This is a genomic window from Palleronia sp. THAF1 (assembly GCF_009363795.1).
GTDB lineage: Bacteria > Pseudomonadota > Alphaproteobacteria > Rhodobacterales > Rhodobacteraceae > Palleronia.
In genome coordinates this window covers 2,162,652-2,184,335 of record NZ_CP045420.1, presented here as the reverse complement: position 1 = coordinate 2,184,335, position 21,684 = coordinate 2,162,652, and the positions used below count along the sequence as shown (strand labels likewise).

The 21,684-nt window shown below is 63.9% G+C and carries 15 protein-coding genes; 14 read left to right on the top strand and 1 reads right to left on the bottom strand.

Annotated elements, in window-relative coordinates:
• Positions 1-34 precede the first annotated feature (34 nt).
• The 5 genes from FIU81_RS10740 (at position 35) to FIU81_RS10720 (ending at position 6,636) form a co-directional block, all read left to right on the top strand.
• Positions 35-1,852, top strand: coding sequence for an ABC-F family ATP-binding cassette domain-containing protein (locus FIU81_RS10740; RefSeq protein ID WP_124112234.1), 1,818 nt, complete (start codon positions 35-37; stop codon positions 1,850-1,852).
• A 196-nt stretch (positions 1,853-2,048) separates the two neighbouring features.
• A complete protein-coding gene (locus FIU81_RS10735) occupies positions 2,049-2,660 on the top strand; it encodes an outer membrane protein (protein WP_124112233.1) in 612 nt (203 codons plus the stop codon).
• A 96-nt stretch (positions 2,661-2,756) separates the two neighbouring features.
• The gene (gene cysS, locus FIU81_RS10730; RefSeq protein WP_124112232.1) at positions 2,757-4,115 is read left to right on the top strand and encodes a cysteine--tRNA ligase; all 1,359 of its coding nucleotides are present in this window, start codon (positions 2,757-2,759) and stop codon (positions 4,113-4,115) included.
• A 97-nt stretch (positions 4,116-4,212) separates the two neighbouring features.
• The gene (cimA, locus tag FIU81_RS10725; RefSeq protein WP_124112289.1) at positions 4,213-5,823 is read left to right on the top strand and encodes a citramalate synthase; all 1,611 of its coding nucleotides are present in this window, start codon (positions 4,213-4,215) and stop codon (positions 5,821-5,823) included.
• 72 nt (positions 5,824-5,895) lie between these two features.
• On the top strand, positions 5,896-6,636 hold the full coding sequence (locus tag FIU81_RS10720) for a squalene/phytoene synthase family protein (protein WP_124112231.1): 741 nt from the start codon (positions 5,896-5,898) through the stop codon (positions 6,634-6,636).
• A 42-nt stretch (positions 6,637-6,678) separates the two neighbouring features.
• Here the strand turns inward: FIU81_RS10720 and FIU81_RS10715 are convergent, their stop codons facing one another.
• Positions 6,679-7,884: an MFS transporter gene (locus FIU81_RS10715; RefSeq protein ID WP_124112230.1), complete on the bottom strand. Its 1,206-nt coding sequence runs from the start codon at positions 7,882-7,884 to the stop codon at positions 6,679-6,681.
• 154 nt (positions 7,885-8,038) lie between these two features.
• On the opposite strand from FIU81_RS10715, the gene FIU81_RS10710 reads away from it, so the two are divergent.
• The 9 genes from FIU81_RS10710 (at position 8,039) to FIU81_RS10670 (ending at position 21,681) form a co-directional block, all read left to right on the top strand.
• The gene (locus FIU81_RS10710; protein ID WP_124112229.1) at positions 8,039-8,779 is read left to right on the top strand and encodes a precorrin-6A/cobalt-precorrin-6A reductase; all 741 of its coding nucleotides are present in this window, start codon (positions 8,039-8,041) and stop codon (positions 8,777-8,779) included.
• The gene (locus FIU81_RS10705) at positions 8,776-9,411 is read left to right on the top strand and encodes a DNA-3-methyladenine glycosylase family protein (protein ID WP_254695898.1); all 636 of its coding nucleotides are present in this window, start codon (positions 8,776-8,778) and stop codon (positions 9,409-9,411) included. Before FIU81_RS10710 ends, FIU81_RS10705 begins: the two co-directional genes overlap by 4 nt.
• A 109-nt stretch (positions 9,412-9,520) precedes the next feature.
• Positions 9,521-10,192: an alpha/beta hydrolase gene (locus tag FIU81_RS10700; protein WP_124112228.1), complete on the top strand. Its 672-nt coding sequence runs from the start codon at positions 9,521-9,523 to the stop codon at positions 10,190-10,192.
• Positions 10,193-10,339: 147 nt separating this feature from the next.
• A complete protein-coding gene (locus tag FIU81_RS10695) occupies positions 10,340-12,724 on the top strand; it encodes a glycogen/starch/alpha-glucan phosphorylase (RefSeq protein ID WP_124112227.1) in 2,385 nt (794 codons plus the stop codon).
• Between the two features lie 138 nt (positions 12,725-12,862).
• A complete protein-coding gene (gene glgB / locus FIU81_RS10690; protein WP_172971456.1) occupies positions 12,863-15,049 on the top strand; it encodes a 1,4-alpha-glucan branching protein GlgB in 2,187 nt (728 codons plus the stop codon).
• A gap of 56 nt (positions 15,050-15,105) precedes the next feature.
• Positions 15,106-16,335, top strand: coding sequence for a glucose-1-phosphate adenylyltransferase (gene glgC / locus FIU81_RS10685; RefSeq protein WP_413816236.1), 1,230 nt, complete (start codon positions 15,106-15,108; stop codon positions 16,333-16,335).
• Entirely contained in the window at positions 16,332-17,750 is a 1,419-nt protein-coding gene (glgA, locus tag FIU81_RS10680; RefSeq protein ID WP_124112224.1) for a glycogen synthase GlgA, read from the top strand. Before glgC ends, glgA begins: the two co-directional genes overlap by 4 nt.
• The gene (glgX, locus tag FIU81_RS10675) at positions 17,750-19,825 is read left to right on the top strand and encodes a glycogen debranching protein GlgX (RefSeq protein ID WP_124112223.1); all 2,076 of its coding nucleotides are present in this window, start codon (positions 17,750-17,752) and stop codon (positions 19,823-19,825) included. Before glgA ends, glgX begins: the two co-directional genes overlap by 1 nt.
• Positions 19,822-21,681, top strand: a complete 1,860-nt coding sequence (locus FIU81_RS10670) for a 4-alpha-glucanotransferase (RefSeq protein ID WP_124112222.1) — start codon at positions 19,822-19,824, stop codon at positions 21,679-21,681. The genes glgX and FIU81_RS10670 overlap by 4 nt, the downstream gene beginning before the upstream one ends.
• The last annotated feature ends 3 nt before the right edge of the window (positions 21,682-21,684 follow it).

Below are 21,684 nucleotides of genomic sequence, written 5' to 3'. Positions count from 1 at the left end.
TGTCGCCGCGACCGCCGGGGTTTAGCTGCGCGTCATGGCACGCACACCTCTTTTAAAACTCTCCGATATTTCGCTGACCTTCGGCGGCGATCCCCTGTTTTCCGGTTTGGACATGATCGTCCAACCCTCTGACCGCGTCGCGCTGGTTGGTCGCAACGGTTCCGGCAAATCCACCTTGATGAAGGTGATGGGTGGGCTGATCGAGCCCGATGCAGGCGACAAGGTGCTCAGCCCCGGCACAACCGTTGGCTACATGGAGCAGGAGCCCACGATGGAGGGCTTCGCCACGCTGGGCGACTACGCCATGTCCGAGCTGGACCCGGCGGAGGGCTACAAGGTGGAGATCATTTCCGACGACCTGACCTTCGATCCAGCGACAGAGCCGTCGAAGGCTTCGGGCGGTGAACGGCGGCGCGCGGCGCTGGCAAAGCTGCTGGCCGAGGGGCCGGAGTTGATGCTGCTGGATGAGCCGACGAACCACTTGGATATCCGCGCGATCGCTTGGCTGGAAGACCAGCTGAAGTCCACGCGGGCAGGATATGTGCTGATTTCCCACGATCGCGCCTTCCTGCGCAATCTGACCAAGGCGACCCTTTGGGTGGATCGCGGACAGGTGCGGCGGCAGGAAAAGGGCTTTGCGCATTTCGAGGACTGGCGCGACAAGGTTTGGGAAGAAGAAGATGTGTCCCGCCACAAGCTGGATCGCAAGATCAAGGCAGAAGCAAAGTGGGCCGTCGAAGGAATCAGCGCGCGGCGTAAGCGCAACCAGGGCCGCGTGCGCGCATTGCAGGACCTGCGCGAGACGCGGTCGGACATGGTGCGCCGTCAGGGTACGGCCGCGCTGGAACTGGAGAGCGGCCAGAAGTCCGGCAAGAAGGTGATCGAGGCGATGGATATCGCCAAGTCCTTCGGCGACCGCACGATCCTGAACCCGTTTTCCATCAAGATCGCGCGCGGCGACCGGGTGGCTTTCGTGGGGCCGAACGGCGTCGGCAAGACGACCTGCCTGAAGATGCTGACCGGAGAGTTGGCGCCCGACGAGGGCACGGTAAAGCTGGGCACAAATCTGGAAGTTGCGGTGTTCGACCAGTCCCGTGCGGCGCTCGATCCCGAAATGACCCTGTGGGACAGCCTGACAGGCTCTCCCGAGATGCGCGTGTCGGGGGCCGCCGATCAGGTGATGGTGCGTGGCACGCCCAAGCACGTCGTGGGCTATCTCAAGGACTTCCTTTTCAGCGAATCACAGGCCCGCGCGCCGGTGAAGTCGCTATCGGGTGGGGAAAAGGCACGGCTGCTGCTGGCCAAGCTGATGGCGCAGCCGTCGAACCTGCTGGTGCTGGACGAACCGACCAACGACTTGGATGTCGAGACCTTGGATCTGTTGCAGGACCTGCTGGGCGACTACGACGGCACCGTTTTGCTGGTCAGCCACGACCGCGACTTCTTGGATCGCGTCGCCAGCCAGACCGTGGCCTTCGAAGGCGAGGGGCGGGTCGAGGTCTATGCCGGTGGATGGTCGGACTATCAGTCCCAGAAGCCCGAGCGCGATGGCGTTGCCGCCGCATCGAAGGCACCCGTGCGCGGCAAGCCGCAAGAGACAGCCGAGAAACCGAAAGCCGCTGGCCTGACCTTTACCGAGTCGCACCGGTTGAAGGAGTTACCCAACGAGATCGCACGTGTTGAATCAGAAATTTCCAAACTTGAAACGCTTTTGGCCGATCCGGATCTGTTCGCTCGCGAACCTGTGAAGTTCGCGAAGGCCACTCAAGCGCTCGAATCCAGGCAGAAACATCTGGCGGAGTTCGAAGAGGAATGGCTGACTTTGGAAGAAAAAGCCCAAAAAACATCGTGAAATGAGGCGCGAAAGTGGCAAACTGGCGGCGAGAATCCGGCTGTCGGCTGATTATGGCTCGTTTGTGCAACAGTCCCGACACCGACTTGCCATTTGGTCGCCTCTAAGGTGGAACGGCGTGGATGTTTGTGCGTATTGAACGTGTGAACGATCAAAAGTGACTCGTGCAGTATTTGCCGACCCTAGGAGCAAGATTATGAAAATCGTGACCATGACCGCAGCCGCAGCGCTGCTGACCGCCGGAACCGCCTTCGCTGGCGGCGTGAACCCCGCTCCGTCCGAGCCGATGGTGATGGCCCCCGCCGCGCCGATGGTAATGCCGTCGCAGGACTGGACGGGCGGCTACGCCGGTCTGTCGCTGGGTTACGGTGACGGTTCATCCGAAACCTCCGGCGGTGGCGACTTCGACGCCGACGGTTACGGCGTTGGCGCGTTCGCAGGTTACAACTACGACTTCGGAACGCTCGTCATGGGTGGTGAAGTCGAAATCGGTACCGGAAACGTTAACGACGACAACGGTAACCTCGATGTCGACAGCGGCGTTCGCTTGAAGCTGAAAGCCGGTGCTGATCTGGGCCAGACCATGGTCTACGGCCTTGCGGGCGGCACCTATGCTAGCGCTGAAGTCAACAACAACGACGTCGACGCCGCAGGTTACCTTGTTGGTGCGGGCGTCGAGTACCGCATCACGCCGAACGTCGGCCTAGGCGCGGAAGTCATCTACGAAGACTTCGGCGACATCGACGGCGGCACCGGTACCGAAGCCGATGTGACCTCGCTGAACTTGCGTGCTCTCTACGCTTTCTGATCTCGGTCCCCGAGATTGACGGAAAGGCCGGCGCAAGCCGGCCTTTTTCGTTTGGTGACTTGCACGGGCGCGCGGCTCTTGCGACACGCTGTTCCCATGATCCGCCTGACCAACAGCCTGACCCGTCGTAAGGACGCCTTTACCCCGCAGGACGCGGGGGATGTGCGCATGTATGTCTGTGGCCCCACGGTCTACGACCGCGCCCACATGGGAAACGCGCGCGCCGCCGTGGTGTTCGACACATTATATCGGCTTCTGCGCCACACCTACGGACCCGAAGCTGTAATCTACGTGCGCAACATCACCGATGTGGATGACAAGATTAACGCGCGCGCTGCAGAAAGTGGTCGGTCCATCGCCGAGATCACCGCCGAGACGACCGGTTGGTATTTCGACGATATGACGGCGCTGGGCTGCCTGACGCCTGATCACAACCCCCGCGCCACGCAGCATATTCCGCAGATGGTTGCCATGATCGAAGGGTTGGTCGCGAAAGGCCATGCCTACGCGGCCGAGGGGCATGTGCTGTTCGCGGTCGGTAGCTACACCGACTATGGCGCGCTGTCGGGCCGCACGGTCGATGACATGATCGCGGGCGCACGCGTCGAAGTCGCGCCCTACAAGCGTGATCCCATGGATTTCGTGCTGTGGAAGCCCTCGGAAGAGGGTCAGCCGGGGTGGGACAGTCCGTGGGGGCGGGGCCGTCCGGGCTGGCATATCGAATGCTCAGCCATGGCAGCCGAGCTGCTGGGTGAACGCTTCGACATTCACGGGGGCGGTGGCGATCTGATGTTCCCGCACCACGAGAACGAGATCGCGCAATCCGTCTGCGCCCACGGCCAGCCCATGGCCGATGTCTGGCTGCACAACGAGATGCTGCAGGTCGACGGTCGTAAGATGTCGAAGTCGCTCGGTAATTTCTTCACCGTTCGTGACAAGCTGGATCAGGGGGTGCCGGGAGAGGTCATGCGAATGGTCCTGCTGGGTACGCATTATCGCAAGCCGATGGACTGGACGGACGAAAAGATTCGGGCGGCGGAAGTCGCTTTGCGCCGCTGGCATGGGCTGGTCGCCGGAATGCCAGAGGCAGAGGTCGATCCGGGCGTCGTGGACGCATTGTCCGACGATCTGAACACCGCAGGCGCCCTGACACGTCTACACTCGATTGCGGGCGGTGTGGAAGCGGGTGAGGTCGCGCCGGGCGTTCTGGCGGTCTCGGCCCGTTTGCTTGGTTTGCTGGGGAAGGGCGACTGGGCCGCCGCGGTCGATCTATCTGCGCTGGAGGCGCGACTGTCTGATCTGCGTGCGGACGCGATGGCGACCAAGGATTTCGCGGCACTCGATGCGCTGAAGGCAGCGTTGACGGACGCCGGTGTCGAGGTTCGGATGTCGAAGGACGGCGTGGCGCTGACCCCTGCGGCGGGGTTCGATCCGGCGAAGTTGGGTAAGCTTTGATGCATTTGTCCGACGACTTGACTGGCCCGGCTGCCATCGCTCGGCCATGCTCGGGCTGTGCGCACTGGATCGGTGCGGCTTCCAGCGCGGAGGTCGGCTGATGAAAGACCGCCTCTATCTGTACGACACCACCCTGCGCGACGGGCAGCAAACGCAGGGCGTGCAGTTCTCGGTCGCGGAAAAGCAGGCCATTGCGGCGATGCTCGACACGCTGGGCGTCGATTACATCGAAGGCGGCTGGCCCGGCGCGAATCCGACCGACAGCGGCTTCTTCGACACCGTGGCTCCCACTCGCGCCACGATGACGGCCTTTGGCATGACCAAGCGCGCGGGCCGTTCGGCGGCGAATGACGACGTTCTGGCGCAGGTTTTGAACGCGAATACGCCTGCCGTTTGCCTTGTTGGGAAAACGCACGACTACCACGTGACCCAAGCGCTGGGTATCGCGCTGGACGAGAATGTCGAAAACATCCGTGCCAGCGTTGCCCACGCGGTCGCGCAGGGGCGCGAGGCGCTGTTCGATGCCGAGCACTTCTTCGACGGTTACGCCGCCGATCCGGCCTACGCGGTGGAGTGCCTGCGCGCTGCCTTCGACGCCGGGGCCCGCTGGATCGTGCTGTGCGATACCAACGGCGGCACGCTGCCGGGGCGGATCGCGCAGGTCGTGTCGGATGTCATCGCGGCCGGCATTCCAGGCGACCAATTAGGTATTCACACCCATGACGACGCGGGCCTTGCCATCGCCGGCACCCTTGCGGCGGTGGAAGCCGGCGCGCGGCAGATACAGGGCACGCTGAACGGCCTGGGCGAGCGGTGCGGCAACGCCAACCTGGTGTCGCTGATCCCGACGCTGCTGATGAAGCCTCCTTTCGCGGACAAGTTTGAAACGGGTGTAACAGACGAAGGTTTACGGTCCCTTACCCGCGTGTCCCGCAAGCTGGACGACATCCTGAACCGTGTGCCGCGCAACAACGCGGCCTACGTCGGCGCGTCTGCCTTCGCGCACAAGGCGGGTCTGCATGCCAGCGCTATCGCCAAGGATCCGACGACCTATGAGCATATTGATCCCGCGTCGGTCGGCAACGCGCGGATCATTCCGATGTCCAATCAGGCGGGCCAGTCGAACCTGCGTGCACGCCTTCTGGATATGGGTTTGACGGTCGAAAAGGGTGACGCTCGGCTGGGCGATATCCTGACCGAGATCAAGGAGCGCGAGGATCTGGGATATGCCTATGACACCGCGCAGGCCAGCTTCGAGTTGGTCGCGCGGCGTCACCTTGGGCAACTGCCGGAATTCTTCGAGGTAAAGCGCTACCGGGTGACGGTAGAGAGGCGGAAGAACAAGTATGACCGGATGGTCAGCCTGTCCGAAGCCGTTGTCGTGGTGAAGATCGGCGACGAGAAGCGCCAGTCGGTCAGCGAATCCATGGATGAGACGGGCAGCGATCGGGGGCCGGTGAACGCGCTGGCCAAGGCGCTGGCAAAGGATCTGGGGCCGTATCAGTCGGCCATCGACGACATGCACCTCGTTGATTTCAAAGTCAGAATTACCCAAGGCGGGACCGAGGCCGTGACTCGCGTCATCATCGACAGCGAGGACGGACAGGGACGGCGCTGGTCCACCGTTGGGGTTAGCGCGAACATCGTGGATGCGAGTTTTGAGGCGCTGTGCGACGCGATCCGCTGGAAGTTGATTCGCGATGCATGAGGCGTCCTATCGCCCGAAAACGCGTGTCGGCAAGGTGTATGGCATGCGCATGTTTCCCTTCGGACCCCGATCATGACCCTGAACGCCTGCGCCGAGATCGTGAAGTCGGGCGATGCGGACCGGTTCCTTGCCGCGATGGCGGCCCCTCCGGCGGCGCGCGCGGTGCTGTTTCCGATCTACGCGATGAACGTCGAGATCAGCCGCGCGCCCTGGGTGACAGCGGAGCCGATGATCGCCGAGATTCGGCTGCAATGGTGGCGCGATGCGCTGGCCGAGATCGCAGCAGGCCAAGCTCCACGACGGCACGAGGTGGTCGAACCCTTGGCGCAGGTTCTGGATGCAGAGGGTGCGCGTTTGCTGGAGCCGGTGATCGATACCCGCCGCTGGGAGATTGCGCGCGAACCGTTCGTGTCGGAAGCGCAATTGCTCGGCCATCTGGCGGCGGGGGCAGGCGGGCTGATGTGGGCCGCTGCGCGGACGCTCGGTGCAACGGATGAAGACGCCGTGCGCGGCGTTGGTTTGGCGGGTGGCATTGCGGCGTGGCTGGTGGCCGTCCCTGCGTTCCATGCGGCAGGGCTGGAACCTTTGCCGGACGCGTCAGATGATGCGATCAAGCGGCTGGCTCAGACGGGGCTGGACGCGCTGAGGCCTGTCGGTCGAGCCGCGCGGCCTGCGGCACTGGCAGCGTGGGAGGCGGGGCCAGTGCTGAAACGCGCAGTGGCCGAACCGGAGCGCGTTGAGGCTGGCACACTGGCGCGGCCGGACGGTATGCGGCGGCTGCGGCTGATGCGGATGACGTCGCTGGGACGCTGAGCGGCCCTGCGGGGCAGGTATTTACGGAACAGTGAAGCGCGGTCAGGCCGTGCGCGGACGGGTCATGCGCAGCCAGATCAGCGCGCCGCCCGCCAGCACAAGGAACGGCACCATCGCGATGTTCACCGCCGTCCAGCCCTGTTCCGCCGTGCCGCCCGCGCAGTTCATCAAGCCACCAGAGGCCAGAGATCCCAAGGTGACGCAGCCGAAGACGAGAAAATCGTTCAGACCTTGAACGCGGCCACGCTCTTCGGGGCGGTGTGCGCCTGCAAGCATCGAGGTCGCCCCGATAAAGCCGAAGTTCCAGCCTAGGCCCAGCAGGATGAGAGCGCCGAAGAAGTTGGTGATCTCAACCCCCGACAGCGCGACCAAACCGGCGCTGGCCAGAAGGACGAGGCCGAGGCCCATGATCCGTGTCACGCCGAAGCGCGCGATCAGGTGGCCGGTGAAGAAGGACGGCGCGTACATTGCCAAGACGTGGGCCGAAACAACATCCGCGGCGCGGTTTGCGGTGAAGCCACAGCCGACGACGGCCAGCGGGGTCGAGGTCATCACAAGGTTCATCAGCGCGTAGGATACCATGGCAACGATGATGGCGACGCCGATGCGCGGTGTCTTTAAAAGCTCTATCCGGCTGCGGCCCTTAGGCGCGTCATGGGCTGGGATGGGCGGGGCGGGGATGCGCAGGGCAAGGAAGAGAAGCGCGCCGACGGCGTTCACGCCAATGATCGCGAGGTAGGTGCCGAGGAAGGGGAAGACGAAGGCGTCCGCCGTCAGCTTGACCAATTGCGGGCCGACGATGGCCGACACCAGTCCGCCCGCCAGCACGTAGGAAATTGCCTTGGGCCGGAACGACTCGGTCGCCGTATCGGCGGCGGCGAAGCGGTAGAAGCCGAGGCTGGACATGAATGTGCCGGACAGAAGCGCGCCTGAGATGAAGACCCAGAAGCTGCCCAGCCAGAGCCCGTAGGCCGAGATTGCCGCCCCCGTCGCGCCTGCTGCAGCACCCGTCCAGAACCCAGCACGCCGTCCGAAGCGCTGCATGAGGCCCGATAACGGTTGCGCCGAAAGCATTGAGCCCAGAACGATCAGCGAGATCGGCAGTGTGGCGAGACAAGCGATGGGGCTAAGGGTCTGACCCACAAGGCCCGCGACCACGAACAACATCGGCATCTGCGCTCCCAAAAGGGCTTGGGCGGCAACGAGAACCGCGACATTCTGCCGGGTGTGGGAGGGCGTCTGATCCATGGTGAAAGCCGTAGAACCGCCCGGAGTGAATGGGAAGTCCAAACGGGTGGCGTTGACCTTGAGCGCGATGATGCTGATAGATCGTGCGGCACCGGCACCGCGACCGGCTGCACGCGAATAAGCTCTCTGATCTGAAACATTGAAACGGACGGGCATGACGCGACTACTTTTATTGGCGGGCACGCGCGAGGCGCGGCACGTGGTAACGGCGCTTTCGTCTTTGCGGGGGCTGTCGGTCGTCGTGTCGGTCGCGGCTCCTGAACGCGCGCCGCAGCCTTATGGCACTGTGACGCGGATCGGGGGATTCGGCGGCGACGAGGGTTTCGCGGCCTATCTGCGGCGCGAACGGATCGCCATGGTGATCGACGCGACCCATCCCTTCGCGGCCGGCATCTCTCATCGGTCTGCGCGGGTCTGTGCAGAGGTCGGCGTGGATTACGCGCAGCTTCTGCGCCCGGCATGGCGGCCCGTTGAAGGCGACACGTGGCATTTCGCACAGGATGAGGCGGCGGCGGCGGCGATGATCCCCGAGGGCGCGACCGTTTTGATCGCCACGGGCAGGGAGCGATTGAGCGATTTCGGCGCGATGGAAGGCCGGCGGGTGTTCGTCCGCCAACTCGACAAGGCGCCCGCCGTGCCGACACCCTTCGCGGACGGGCATTGGCTGGTGGAGACGCCTCCTCTGTCGGTCGAGAGCGAGGTCGCGCGGTTCACGGGCGTCGGGCTGGATTGGCTGGTGGTGCGCAATGCGGGCGGTGCCTCCAGCCGCGCAAAGCTGGATGCTGCGCGAGAACTGGGCGTCGAGGTCGCGATGATCCGCCGTCCGCAACAACCCGAAGCGACACGGTTCGACACGGTGGCGGGCGCCGTTGCCTGGGCAAGGCGGCGGATGTGAGCGGGCCGGAGCGGATATTGCGTGGTCCGGCCTGCATCGAAGAGGGCGCGGTGTGGCTTGGCGCGCGTGATCCGGCAATGGCGCGGGCGCGGGTGGACACCGGGCCTTGGCCGGATCGCCTGCGGAACGGTGGTTTTCCGGCGTTGGTGCAGGCGATTGTGAGCCAGCAGGTCAGCGTGGCCTCGGCAAAGGCCATCGGTGCGCGGGTCGAGGCGGCTGGGTATCATGCGCCGGATGCGGTGTTGGCGGCGACGGAAGATGAGCTGCGATCAGTCGGACTGTCGCGACCGAAGGCGCGGTATGTGCGGGCGCTGGCAGAGGCCGGGATCGACTTCGACGCGCTGCAGGATGCGCCCTCTGACCATGTGGTGGATACGCTTGTCGCGGTGCCTGGGATCGGACGGTGGACGGCAGAGATCTACGCTTTGTTCAGTCTTGGCCGGGCCGACGTGTTCCCGGCGGGCGATCTGGCGCTGCAAGAGGCGGCGCGGATGCTGTATGGGCTGGACACGCGACCTTCCGAGAAGGCGCTGCGCGAGATGGCAGAGACGTGGCGGCCTTGGCGCGGTGTCGCGGCCCGAGGCTTGTGGGCGTGGTATGCGGTGGCGAAGGCGCGCGAAGGGGTCGTTTGAGCCGCGCGTGGCGGGCTGTGGATGAGTATTTGGGAAAACAAAGAACGGGTATGTTGCGCGCCGGGCGCCGGGCGTCTTAGAGCGTAAGTGACCTGACAGGAGACGGACGATGGCACGGGGATTGGCAAGCAAGCGCAGGGCGTCGGCGTCCGGCAAGACAGGATCGGTCGTGGTGTTTTTGCACGGCTACGGCGCGGACGGCGCGGACCTTCTGGGATTGGCCGACCCGCTGGCCCCGCATTTGCCCGACACGGTATTTCTTGCCCCCGACGCGCCGGAGCAATCGACCGTCAATCCGATGGGCTATCAGTGGTTCCCGATCCCGTGGCTCGACGGGTCCGACGTGGGCGAGGCCGAAGTCGCGATGGACCGGGCGGTTGATGACCTGAACGGATGGCTCGACGGCGTGCTGGCCGAAGAGGGTATCGCGGCGGATCGCTTGGTGCTGGTGGGCTTTTCACAGGGCACGATGATGGCGCTGCATGTGGCGTTGCGTCGGGCAGAGTCGGTGGCCGCGCTTGTGGGCTTTTCGGGCCGTTTGTTGCGGCCCGAGGTACTGGAGGATGAGATCAAGGTCCGTCCGCCCGTCCTGCTGATCCACGGGGATCAGGACGATGTGGTGCCGCCCGCATCCTTGCCTGCCGCCGCCGAGGCGTTGCAGGCCGCTGGCGTGGATGTCTTCGCCCATATTTCCAAAGGGACGGCGCATGGCATTGCGCCCGATGGTCTGCAGGTCGCGCTGGCGTTCATTCGCGACCGGCTGGGGCTCGATACCGCCTGATCTACCGACTGGTGCCGCAAAATGCGGCATCGACGCACCTTCATGTGAATTGACGCATCAGGTGTCTTGCAAGTTTGTGCGCTTGGCTTAAGGCCGCATCAATTGTTTTTCGATACCGCTAACCGCGTTCCGCGCAGGAGACCTGCAATGAAAGATATCGCCGTGACCGCACCCAGCGACAGCTTGGCCGATGCGATCCTGATCCACCTGAAGTATGCCTTCGGCAAGGACGCTGAACACGCCACGCTGACCGATTGGCGCATGGCGCTAAGCTTCGCGATCCGCGACCGGATCGTGGATCCGTGGTTTGCCAGCACGCGTGAGACCTACGCCAAGCAGGGCAAGCGGGTGTACTACCTGTCGATGGAGTTCCTGATTGGGCGTCTGTTGGAAGACGCAACGGTGAACCTTGGTCTGATGGACGATGTAACGGCGTTCTTCGAGGAACGCGATATCGACGCCGCAGCGGTGCTGGAAGACGAGGCCGACGCGGCGCTGGGCAATGGCGGTCTGGGTCGTCTGGCCGCGTGTTTCCTGGAGTCGATGTCCTCTGTCGGGTGTCCGGCCTATGGCTACGGCATCCGCTACGAGCATGGGTTGTTCAAACAATCTTTCGAGGATGGTCGCCAGATCGAGGCGCCCGAGGATTGGCTGACCGAGCCCCATGCCTGGGAATTCGAGCGGCCCGAGTCGAGCTATGAGATCGGCTTCGGTGGCGTGGTGAAGGACCTAGGCGGGCGGGCCGTGTGGCAGCCATCCGAGGTCGTGATCGCGCGGGCCTACGACACGCCGATCATCGGCTGGCAGGGCGCTTGGGCCAATACGCTACGCCTGTGGTCCGCGCGCGCGCCGCAGGTCTTCGATCTGGAGGCGTTCAACGCGGGTGACTACTACGGCGCGGCCATGCCGGAGAACGTAGCACGGACCATTTCGCGCGTGCTCTATCCCGACGACACGACGGACGACGGCAAGCGCCTGCGGTTGAAGCAGGAGTTCTTCTTCACCGCAGCGTCATTGCGCGACATCCTGCGCCGGTTCGAGAGCGAGTATAACGATCTGACGCTGCTGCCGCAGAAGGTGGCGATCCAGTTGAACGACACGCACCCGGCGATTGCCGGGCCGGAGCTGGTGCGCCTGCTGGTGGACGAAAAGGGTGTGACGTTCGATAGCGCCGTCGAGATCGCACGCGGCTGTCTGGGCTACACCAACCACACCCTGCTGCCCGAAGCGTTGGAGCGCTGGTCCGTCGATCTGATGGACGACCTGTTGCCCCGCCACATGCAGCTGATCCGGGCGATGGATGCGGGCCACGCCGGGCGGCATCCCGATCGCGCGACGACGCTGATCTCTGACGGGCACGTGAACATGGGGCCGCTGGCGTTCACCATGGCGCATAAAGTCAACGGCGTTTCAGCGCTGCACACGGGGCTTATGAAAGAGACCGTGTTTGAAGAACTGAACCGGCTACATCCGAACCGCATCGTGAACGAGACCAACGGGATCACGCCGCGCCGCTGGGTGCTGTCGGCCAATCCGCGTCTGTCGGCGCTGATCACCGAGGCGATCGGTGACGGCTGGGTCGGCGATCTGGAGAAGCTGCGCGATCTGGAGCCGATGGCCGATGACGCCTCTTTCCGCGAGCAGTATGCGGCGGTAAAGCGGGCCAACAAGGTGGATTTGGCGCAGTATCTGGCTGGGCGTGGCGTCTCGGTGGACCCGGACGCGATGTTCGACGTGCAGATCAAGCGCATCCACGAATACAAGCGCCAACATCTGAACATCCTGCAAACCATCGCGCTTTGGCAAGAGATGAAGGACGCGCCCCAGGGTGATTGGGTGCCGCAGGTCAAGATGTTCGGGGGCAAGGCTGCTCCGGGCTACGTCTTCGCCAAGGAGATCATCCACCTGATCAACGCGGTGGCCGAGGTTGTGAATGCGGACGCCGACACGGGGCACCTGCTGAAGGTGGCCTATCCGGCCAACTACAATGTGTCCCTGGCCGAAAAGCTGATCCCTGCGGCAGAGGTCAGCCAGCAAATTTCGACCGCGGGCAAGGAAGCGTCGGGCACGGGCAACATGAAGTTCGCCCTGAACGGCGCGCTGACCATTGGCACCCTTGATGGGGCGAACGTGGAAATCCGCGAACTTGTGGGCGCGGATAATTTCTTCCTGTTCGGGATGACCGCCTCTGAAGTGGTGTCGCGGCGCGAGATCGAGGATCACGCGTCGAAGGCCATTGCCGACGATCCGCGTTTGCGACGCGCGCTTGAGGCCATCAAGGCCGGCACCTTCGGGGAGCGATTCCAGTCGATCACCGACAACCTGTCGGGTGCGGATTACTTCTGCGTGACATCGGACTTCGCGGATTACTGGCGCGCCAGTCGTGTTCTGGACGATGCCTACCGGGATGCGGACAACTGGACGCGCATGGCTGTGCTTAACACAGCACGGTCTGGCTGGTTCAGCTCTGACCGGACGATCCGGGGGTATATGGCCGATATCTGGGGGGCGAAGAGCCTTTCCATCGGGTAGGGGCGCTGCCCCCGCGCGCGCTGCGCGCTCCCCCGAGGTACTTGCGGAACGATGAAGGAGTGGTCCTGCGCGAAGGGATCGCTCCTTTCTTTTGCGGGGCGCGTTGAAAGCGGACGGGGGCGTGTTAGCCTTGTTCGCATGACAGGCCACATCCAAAACCCCGCTTCCATCGTTGATCCGAAGACCGCCGAGGCCCTGCACCAAGGGCGGTACGGCGACCCGTTTCAGGTATTGGGCCGACACGGCGAGACCGTGCGCGCGCTTGATCCCGGTGCGGAAAAGCTTTTCGCCGTGGTGAAGGGAAAGGACCATCCACTGGAACGCGTTGCCGGTGGGCTTGCGGTCTTCGCGGGTGACGTGCCCGAGGGGAAGTATCACCTGAAGGGCCAGGCGGGCGATCGCGAGTGGGAATACGAGGATCCCTATCGGTTCGGCCCTGTCATCGGCGAGATGGACGAGTACTTGCTGGGTGAGGGTACACATCAGAAGGTCTGGACCGTTCTGGGCGCGCATGTGACCGAACACGAAGGCGAGCACGGCACCCATTTCGCCGTCTGGGCACCGAACGCGCAGCGTGTCAGCGTTGTCGGTGGGTTCAACGGCTGGGATGGGCGACGCCACGCAATGCGCCCGCGCGGCGGAACGGGCGTCTGGGAAATCTTCGTTCCCCATGTGGGCGAGGGTGAGGCCTACAAGTACGAAATCTTGGGCTACGACGGTGCGTTGCAGCCCCTGAAGTCCGATCCGGTCGGCTTTGGCAGCCAGCATGCGCCCCAGAATGCCAGCATCGTGCGCGACATTCGCGGCTATGGCTGGAAAGATGCCGACTGGATGAAAGAGCGCGAGGGCCGCAATTCCCGCACCGCGCCGATCAGCGTCTACGAGGTGCATCTGTCGTCGTGGAAGCGGCGCGTGGACGAAGGCAATCGTGCGATTTCGTATAAAGAAGCCGCCGAAGAGCTGGTGGATTACGCGCATGACATGGGCTTCACCCACATCGAGCTGCTACCCGTCAGCGAGTTTCCGTTCGACGGGTCTTGGGGCTATCAACCCGTGGGGCTGTTCGCGCCGACGATCCGATCCGGCCCGCCGCATGAATTCCGCGATCTGGTGGATGCCGCGCACCGCAAGGGGTTGGGCGTGGTGCTTGACTGGGTGCCGGGCCACTTCCCCGCCGACCCGCACGGGCTTGGCAAGTTCGACGGCACGCATCTGTACGAACACGCCGACCCGAAAGAGGGGTTCCACCAAGATTGGAACACCCTGATCTACAACTACGGCCGGATTGAGGTGAAGAACTTCCTGACCTCCAACGCTTTGTATTGGTTGGAGGAATACCATATCGACGGTCTTCGCGTGGATGCGGTCGCCTCGATGCTGTATCGCGACTATTCCCGCAAGGATGGCGAGTGGATCCCGAACAAGGACGGCGGACGCGAGAATTACGAGGCGATCGAGTTCCTCAAGGGCGTCAACATCGCTGCCTACGCCAACTCTCCTGGCATCATGACTGTGGCCGAAGAGTCCACCAGCTTTCCTAAGGTCAGTGCGCCGGTGGACGGTGGCGGGCTGGGCTTCGGCTTCAAGTGGAACATGGGCTGGATGAACGACACGCTACGGTACATGGAAAAGGACCCGGTGTATCGCAAGCATGACCACCACCTGATGACCTTCGGGCTGCACTATGCGTTCAGCGAGAATTTCATCCTGCCGATCAGCCACGATGAGGTCGTGCACGGTAAGGGTTCCATGCTGAACAAGATGCCGGGCCGCGAGGATGAGAAATTCGCCAACCTGCGCGCCTACTACGGTTTCATGTGGGGCCATCCGGGCAAGAAGCTGCTGTTCATGGGGTGCGAGTTCGCCCAGCCGAGCGAGTGGAACCACAACGGCTCGCTGCCGTGGAACCTGCTGGAAGATCGTCGCCACAGCGGGATGCAGCGATTGGTGCGCGATCTGAACACGCTTTACCGCGCCGAACCTGCGCTCCACGCGCTGGACTGCGATCCGGCGGGCTTCCAGTGGATCGAAGCGAATGACGCGGATGCAAGCGTCTACGCGTGGATCCGGCGGTCGGGCGGGGACGACCCCGAGGTGGTCGTCGCTTGCAACATGACGCCGGTGGAGCGGCCCTATACGTTGGGCATGCCATCCAAGGGCACATGGCGCGAGGCATTGAACACGGATGCAGACATCTACGGCGGACAGGGGCGCGGCAACATGGGCAGCGTGGAGGCGTCCGGGGAGGGGCGCACCGGGCAGCCGGCCAGCGCAGACATCTTCTTGCCGCCACTTTCGACTGTGATCTTTGTGAAAGAGGGCTGAATGGCCCCGAGGGAGGAACGATGGAACCGGGTAACAAGAGGCTGGCCTCGCGCACGATGGCATTCGTGCTGGCGGGCGGGCGCGGATCGCGTCTGAAGCAATTGACGAACAACCGCGTGAAGCCGGCGGTCTACTTCGGTGGCAAAACGCGGATCGTGGATTTCGCGCTGTCGAACGCGCTGAACTCCGGCATTCGCAAGATGGCGATGGCGACGCAATACAAGGCGCATTCGCTGATCCGCCATTGCCAGCGCGGGTGGTCCTTCCTGCGGGCAGAGCGCAACGAGTTTCTGGATATCCTGCCCGCGTCGCAGCGGGTGGACGAAGGCAAGTGGTATGTGGGCACCGCCGACGCGGTGACGCAAAACATCGATATTATCGACAGCTACGGGATCGAATACATCCTGATCCTGGCCGGCGATCACATCTACAAGATGGATTACGAGCTGATGCTGCGGGATCACGTGGACACGAATGCCGACGTGACCGTGGGATGCCTGACCGTGCCGCGCGAAGAGGCCTCGGCCTTCGGAGTTATGGCGGTCGACGACACGCTAAAGATCACATCGTTCCTGGAAAAGCCCGCCGAGCCGCCGGGCATGCCAGGCGATGACACGCGCACGCTTGCCTCCATGGGGATTTATGTCTTCAAATGGTCCTACTTGCGCGAATTGCTGATGCATGACGCCGACGAGGCGAACAGCAGTCACGATTTCGGCGGCGACATTATCCCCTACATCGTGAAGAACGGTCGGGCTCAGGCGCATGAGTTCGAAAAGTCCTGCGTGCGTCACCGCGCCGACGCTCCGGCTTACTGGCGTGACGTTGGCACGGTGGATGCGTACTGGCAGGCGAACATCGATCTGACGGACTTCGATCCCGAGCTGGATCTGTGGGACACCAACTGGCCGATCTGGACCTACTCCGAGATCACGCCGCCTGCGAAGTTCATCCATGACGAGGACGACCGGCGCGGGCTTGCCGTCAGCTCGATGGTGGCGGGCGGTTGCATCGTGTCGGGCACCGAGATCCGCAACTCGTTGTTGTTCACGCAGGTGAATACCAACAGCTTTGCGTCGTTGGAGGAGTCGGTGATCCTGCCGCACGTCAATGTTGCCCGCCATGCGCGCCTGAGGAAGTGTGTCGTGGATCGAGGGGTGCATATCCCCGAAGGCTTGATCGTGGGTGAGGATGCCGAAGCGGATGCCAAGTTCTTCGAAGTCTCGAAAGGCGGGGTCACGCTGATCACGCAAGACATGATCGACGGCTGGAGCGCTGCCCAGTGAGACGCGTGCTATCGGTCGCGTCGGAATGCGTGCCCTTCGTGAAGACGGGCGGGTTGGCCGACGTGGCGGGTGCTCTTCCAGCGGCATTGGCAGCGCAGGGCGTGGAAATGCATACTCTGCTGCCGGGCTACCCGCAGGTCCTGAAGCAGGTCGAGGGCGAAAAGGTCTTCGCCTTCGATGATCTCTACGGTGGTCCGGCGCGTGTTTTCTTCGCGCAGACGTCGATGGGCGGTCTGTATGTGTTGGACGCGCCGCATCTGTATGACCGGAACGGCACGATCTATCTGACGCCAGAAGGCCATGATTGGGACGACAACCCCGAACGCTATGCGGCTCTGTGCCGGGCGGGGGCAGAGATTTGCCGGGGTGCGACCGACTGGCGGCCCGATATTGCGCATGGGCACGACTGGCAGGCAGGGCTGTTGCCGTACTTCCTGAAGCGCGACGGCACGCCGGTGCCGTCGGTGATGACGATCCACAACATCGCCTTCGCGGGGCAGGCGGATGCCGACCGGATGGTGGCGCTGGGGTTGGAACCGGAGGACTTCACCGAAGATGGGTTCGAGTTCTGGGGCCGCATCTCGACGCTGAAAGCCGGGCTAACGACCTGTGATCGGATCACGACCGTCAGCCCCCGGTACGCCCGCGAATTGACGACGCCCGCCTTCGGCATGGGCTTCGACGGGTTGATGACCGCGCGCCGGGGCGATCTGGTGGGCATCCTGAACGGGATCGACACCGATCAGTGGAACCCGGCCACCGACCCCGCGATCCGGCGCTTCAAGACCCACCGCGGAAAGGGACCCGCGAAGAAGGCGCTGCAAAAAGCCTTCGGGCTGCCGCCGTCGGACGGGCCATTGGCCGTGGTCGTCTCTCGGCTGACGGCGCAGAAGGGGCTGGATGTGCTGCTGGACGTGATCCCCGGCTATTTGCATCAGGGTGGGCAGCTTGCGTTGCTGGGATCGGGCGACAAGGGGTTGGAGCATGCTTGGCGCGAAGCCGGTGCGCTGCATGAGAATCTTGGCGTGCAGATCGGCTACGACGAAGGGCTGTCGCACCGTATGATGGCGGGGGCCGATGCGGTTCTGGTGCCCTCGCGGTTCGAGCCCTGCGGCCTGACCCAACTGTACGGTCTGCGCTACGGTGCTCTGCCGGTGGTGGCGCGCGTGGGCGGGTTGGCGGATACGGTGATCGACGCCAATGATGCCGCACTGAAGGCGGGCGTTCCCACGGGGATCGTACACGCGCCTGACGATGCGGAAGCCCTGTATCTTGCGCTGATGCGTATGCTAGAGCTTCACGCACAACCCCAGACCTGGTCGCGCATGGTCCGCAACGCGATGGCTCATCCAGTGGGCTGGGACGTGTCTGCCGGACAATACGCGGCCCTCTACGAAGGGCTGCTAGCCGCCTGATGAAACGCTTTCAGATGACCGCCGGTCGCGCCGCTCCGGTGGGCGCGACCTTCGATGGCGACGGTGTGAACTTCGCCGTTTTTAGCCAGAATGCCAGCCGCATGGAATTGTGTCTGTTCGATGAGAACGGCACAGAGACGCGTATCGACCTGCCCGAGCGTAACGGCGATGTGTGGCACGGCTATATCTCTGGCCTGACGCCGGGCACGAAGTACGGCTACCGCGCGCATGGGGCCTATGCGCCAGAGGAAGGCCATCGCTTCAATCCCGCCAAGCTGCTGATGGACCCATACGCCAAGCAACTGACGGGGCATCCCGCGTGGCACGATGCGTTGATGGGCTACACGGTGGGAAAGTCCGACCTTGTGATCGACCCGCGTGACTCTGCGCCATACATGCCGCGCTCCGTTGTCGTCGATCCGTCGTTTTCCTGGGGACGCGACCTGCCGCCCCAAGTGCCGGTGCGCCAGTCGGTGATATACGAGGCGCATGTGAAGGGCCTGACCGCCATGCGCCGCGATGTGCGCGATCCGGGCACGTTCATGGCGATGGCGTCGGACCCGATGCTGGATTACCTGACCGATCTGGGCATCACCGCGATCGAATTGCTGCCCGCGCAGGCCTTCCTGACGGACCGCTTCCTGCATGAGAAGAAGCTGACGAATTACTGGGGCTACCAGACGCTTGGCTTCTTCGCGCCGGAACCGCGCTACATGGCCCGACAAGAGATCGCCGAGTTCCAGCAGATGGTCGCGCGCTTCCACGGCGCGGGCATCGAAGTCATCATGGACGTGGTCTACAATCACACCTGCGAGGGCAACGAGCTCGGCCCGACCCTGTCGTTCCGTGGCCTCGACAATGCCAGCTACTACCGTTTGGAAGATAATCCCCGCCACTACGTGAACGATACCGGCTGCGGCAACACGCTGAACGTGGATCATCCCATGGTGCTGCGCATGATCATGGACTCGCTGCGGTATTGGGTTGAGGTCATGCATGTGGATGGCTTCCGCTTCGACCTGTGCTCGACCCTGGGCCGGGCGGGAACGGGCGGCTTCGATCAGGGCGCCGCGTTCTTCGACGCCGTGAGGCAGGACCCGGTCCTGACCGGGGTGAAGCTGATCGCAGAGCCGTGGGACATCGGCCCCGGCGGATACCAGCTTGGTGGCTTCCCCCCGCCGTTCCTGGAGTGGAACGACAAGTTTCGCGACCGGGTGCGCATGTTCTGGCGCGGTGACGAAGGCTCGGTGCCGGGGCTGGCCGATCGTCTGACCGGATCGGCTTTGCAGTTCGATCACTCGGGCCGCCCTGCGACGGCGAGCGTTAACCTGTTGACGGCGCACGATGGTTTCACGCTACAGGACACCGTCAGCTACAACGAGAAGCACAACGACGCGAACGGCGAAGATGGCCGCGACGGCCACGGAGAGAATTACTCCGACAATCTGGGCGTCGAAGGACCGACCAAGGACGCCGAGATCAAAACGGCCCGCGCCCGGCGAAAGCGCAACATGATGGCCACGCTGATGCTGTCCCAAGGCACGCCCATGCTGCTGGCGGGCGATGAGATCGGCAACTCTCAGGGCGGGAACAACAACGCTTATGCGCAGGACAACGAGACGAGCTGGATCGACTGGTCGAAGGCCGATGAAGACTTTCATGCCTTCACCCGCGACATGATCGCGTTCCGGCGCGAGCATCCACTGCTGCGGCAAAAGCTGTTCCTGCATTCGCGCGAACGCTCGGTGGACGGGCGAGAGGATTTGTTCTGGTGGCAGTCGAACGGCAAGCCAATGACGCAGGCAGCGTGGGATGATGCCAGTCAGGATGCCATCGCGATGGAATTGCGCATGGCCAGCGGAACGCCGGAGTACGCCGAGACAGAGCAGGCGATCTTCGCGGTCTTCAACCGTGGCGATGCGCGCGACTGGAAGCTGCCGCCACCGCCCAAGGGCATGTCGTGGGACTGGCGGATCGACACGGCCGATCCTGACCGGGTGGGGGAATTGGTCTTTGACGCGGTGACGATCCCGGCGGACTCGGTGGCTGTCTTCGTGCTGTGGGGTTCGGAATGAGCGGGGCGCGGGACCGTCTGGCAGAATGGGTGGGCATCCTGCCTGTCTACAAGGACGCGACCGGGACCGAGCATCAGACCAGTGACGCGACCCGCGATGCGCTGCTAGCGGGGTTCGGCGTAGTGTCGGACGCGGAGGTCGAGGATCGGCTGACCGCGCTGGATCGCGCCCGGACTGTGGAGACTTGGCAGGTGGTCGAGGCGGACGCGGCTTTGCGGTTGCCCGCGTTGGAGGGGCAGGACTGGCAGTTGGTTCTGGAAGACGGGACCGAACGCACGGGGCGGGGCGCGGACGTTGATGCGCTTCCGGTGGGCATCCACACGATCACCGTAGGCGAAGACCGAGGGTGGCTCTTGTGCGCACCCGCGACACTGCCGGAACCGCCGCGCGCATGGGGCATCACCTTGCCACTCTACGGCCTGTCGCGCGACGGACGCATCGGGACATACGCCGATCTGGCCGAGGCGGCCGCATCGCTGGGCCGCGCGGGAGCCGATTTCATCGGTATAAATCCGGTTCACGCTGGCTTCCTACAGGATGCGCAGGCGTTCTCTCCCTACGCGCCATCGCACCGGGGATGGCTGTCGGCACTGCATGTCTTCGCGGATGAGACACCGCTACCCGCCGATGACTTGCTGGACTACGAACTTGCGACCGCCAGCCGCCTTGCCGCCCTGCGCGCGGATTTCGCGCCGGATGCCGGGTTCGATGCGTGGCGCGCTAAGATGGGCGACGATCTGGAGCGGTTCGCTCTGCATCAGGCGCTGTCCAGCCGCTACGGGTCCTACTGGCCCGAGTGGCCCGAGACACTGCGCGATCCCGATAGCGATGCGGTGCGCGCCTTTGCCGAAGAGCAGGCTGACGAGGTCACGTTCCACGCTTGGCTTCAATGGCGGGCCGAAGCGCAGATCGCCAAGGCGCAGGAGGCTGCGCTGGAGGCTGGGATGCGCTTCGGGCTGTATCTCGATCTTGCGGTCGGTACCCACCCGCAGGGGGCCGAGACGTGGGGGCAGCCGGAGCTGTTCGCGGCTGGCGTGTCGCTGGGCGCGCCACCCGATGCCTTCTCTGCCGATGGGCAAAGCTGGGGGTTGGCGCCCCTACGCCCCGACACGCTGGCGGTGGAAGGATTCCGCCCACTCGCGTTGATCCTCCGCCGTGCTCTGGCCCACGCGAAACTGCTGCGGATCGACCATGTTCTGGGGTTCGAGCGGGCGTTCTGGAACCCTGAAGGCGATGTTCCTGGTGCCTACGTGACGATGCCGCGCGCGGCGCTGATGGCGGTCGCCCGGATCGAAGCCGCGCGGGCGGGCGCGACCATCGTAGGTGAAGACTTGGGCAATATCCCCGATGGCCTCCGCGAGGCGATGGAAGACAGCGGTCTTCTGGGATGCCGTGTCACCCAGTTCGAACGCGACTGGGACGCGAAGGATCAGCCTTTCCTGGCCGCCGGTCGCTACGCACGCGCGGCACTCACATCATGGGGCAGCCACGATCTGCCCACGTGGGAGGGCTGGAAGCAGGGGCGTGATGTCGACTGGCGGCTGAAGGTCGGGGATATCGACGCAGATGCCCATGCAAAGGCGATGGGCGAACGCGCTGATGCGGTGAAAGCCCTGACGGCGGTGCTGGGTGGCGCAACCGTCGAACACCTGCACACTTTCCTTGCGGCCACCCCCTCGCGCCTTGTGGTCGCACAGATTGAGGACTTGTTGGGTCGTGTCGAACAGGCGAATTTGCCGGGGACAATCCACCAGCATCCCAATTGGCGGCGTCGGATCGGTGTGGCCCCCGATGCGCTGGGCGACCTTGACGCTGTAGCCGCGACAGCCACTATCATGGACGACGCTGACAGATAGGGT